Source organism: Gammaproteobacteria bacterium (assembly GCA_003696665.1).
Classification (GTDB): Bacteria; Pseudomonadota; Gammaproteobacteria; order Enterobacterales.
On record RFGJ01000417.1, the window covers coordinates 1 to 2222 of the forward strand.

4 protein-coding genes are annotated in these 2222 nt (G+C 49.6%); all 4 read right to left on the minus strand.

Features of this window, described 5'->3' with window-relative positions:
- Positions 1-89: MmcQ/YjbR family DNA-binding protein (locus D6694_10515; GenBank protein RMH39991.1), on the minus strand; the 89-nt coding region annotated here is incomplete at its 3' end.
- 93 nt (positions 90-182) lie between these two features.
- Positions 183-350, minus strand: coding sequence for a CopG family transcriptional regulator (locus tag D6694_10520; GenBank protein ID RMH39988.1), 168 nt, complete (start codon positions 348-350; stop codon positions 183-185).
- Positions 340-462, minus strand: coding sequence for a BrnT family toxin (locus D6694_10525; protein ID RMH39989.1), 123 nt, complete (start codon positions 460-462; stop codon positions 340-342). Before D6694_10525 ends, D6694_10520 begins: the two co-directional genes overlap by 11 nt.
- 99 nt (positions 463-561) lie before the next feature.
- Complete coding sequence (locus D6694_10530; protein ID RMH39990.1) at positions 562-2124, minus strand: hypothetical protein; 1563 nt, start codon at positions 2122-2124, stop codon at positions 562-564.
- Positions 2125-2222 lie beyond the last annotated feature (98 nt).

A 2222-nucleotide genomic window follows, 5' to 3' on the forward strand; every position in this document is an offset into this window, starting at 1 on the left:
ACCTTCCAGACGTCGGAGTTATGCCACTGAACCACATGCGTTGTTGCAGGTAGTGATCCACAGAACCGATTGAATTCTTCTAACAACAAAGGCTCCTCCTTTTCCGGATGGTGCATGGCCTCACGCAGCCAGTGCTCGGCCCTGGACAAGTCGCATGGCCACCCCGGCAGTGACAGCCAGGATCAGGCGGCCTCCTTCAGCCGTTCGGCCAGCCACATCTTGATGATGGACTGACGGGTGACTCCGAGCCGCTTGGCCTCCAGCTCCGGCCTGCGCATTTTGGAAAGATCAAGCTGGTCGGTGATGTCCTTGCCTTCATTGAAGGCCCTGTCAAAGTCCTTAGCTTTCATTCAACTCAACCTCCTCTTTGCGCGAGCGCCGAACCGAAATGATGCGGATATTCCCATCGCGGTAGGTCACAACGGCCGACCAGTGCCTGCCGTCGATGCGGCCGATCAACAGGTAACGTGGCTCTAATTATGGCAGAGTTCCGCCGCGTGCGCGATCAGATCAGATCAATAATCGAGGTGTTTCTGGGAGCTAGGTGATAGTGGCTTGGCTCTATCCAGAGGAGGCGAGTTTCCTTCTCAACCACATGGCTTGCATCCTTCCTGTCTGAGATAAACGGAAGCGCTTCACCCCATCAATAACCTGCACCTCATAATATGAATGGTAGCGCTGGTTAAAATACCGACTTACATTATTTTTGCTTTTTGAAACGCCGAGTTTCTCTTTAATCAGCTTGGCAATTCCGGCAGAAGTATATCCGGCATTATCTTCTCCCTCCAAAGCCAGCAAGATGGCATCTTCTAACCGACTTGGTTCAATATGTTCCATGCAGTCAAGAGGGTGGCAGTTATCAAGCCTTTCTGAGAAACCTGCATCAAATGCTGAATAAAATTCGCAAAAGTTTCCTTCGTTGACGATTGTAATTGCATCGCCTGATCTCATTAAAACATCAAGCCCCATTTGATCTTGAAGCTGATTTTCGTAGAGGAACCTTTCTTTAGATGCATTGCCGCCACGGTTCCGATCAAGATATCGCTGCAAGCGGGTGATCTCATCGGCATCAACAACTATTAACTCAGGGCGGTGACGCCCATTATATTTATCTTTAAAATAATCAAACTCTTCCCTGGCTCGGAACCCTGTTAGAATAATTGGTATATCGCCCAAGCCAGCAATGAACTCAAGAATTTTTTCGGCAACAATAGAAGGCCTTTCTTTTAGGGCCTTCAAGGCAAAGTCCGCGATTCCCACAGGTGAATCAGCGCCATGCCTTTCATAATAGGCAAGATGCATGAAATCACTGGCCTCGATGTGATAGTAGCCGTATTTCTGTGTGACGAATTCAGCTAACGTTGTTTTACCAGCACACGTCGGACCACAGACCACGAATAGTGGAGGAAAAATCGGCAACGATGCCTGAAACATGCGAGCAATTTCTGCGTCGCCTCGTCTTTTGATCTCTCCATGCTGCTCCAGAAAAGCAAGCATCTGGTTGAACGCGCCAGCGCGGAAATCAAACCGGTCGGCATCTTCGATTGAAAGCATACTGATTGGGCGATCACTGCCTTCAGGGACAAACCATTTGTTAAAGGTCTTGTTATCCAGCCATGGATAAAGCGGATTGGTATCAAACTGATATTCACGCTCAGTGATGTGGCCTTGAACCTGGCTGGTAAATCGCACATAGGGCTTGCCAAGCTTCTCAGCCAGCCTTTTTGAAAGCGTCAGCAGCAAATCCGACCGAACCGTAACTCGCCGATCATTTCCAGCAGCCTTCAACTGCCGGTCAATCGATGCGAAATCATTTTCCTGCATCCAATACTTCACATCAACGCCGGGGACTTCCCTGTCCGGGGCGCTCAGGCAATGCACAATCACCGAGGTGTCCTCGATGAAAAAGAATTTCTCGTCCGGGTTGGAAACGTTCTTTCGCCATCGTTGCATTGCATCCTGAATGCTTTGCTCCAACAGCTCTTCGCGATCCTGAATCCTTGGCTCAGCGTACCCAACGCCGTAGTGCCTTTGCCTGCCGACTTTTACATCATATTCCCGGCAAAGATACTCAGCATGGGCACGCTTGATCTTACTAGACGTGATAAAGGTCAGTTCGACCATGATACTAATCGCCCTTGATTCACCGGCCGGGCTTCAATAAAGGCGCAGTTTGTTATTTCCTTGCGCATGGATGGAAGTATTGCCTGGATGTCGGGAGC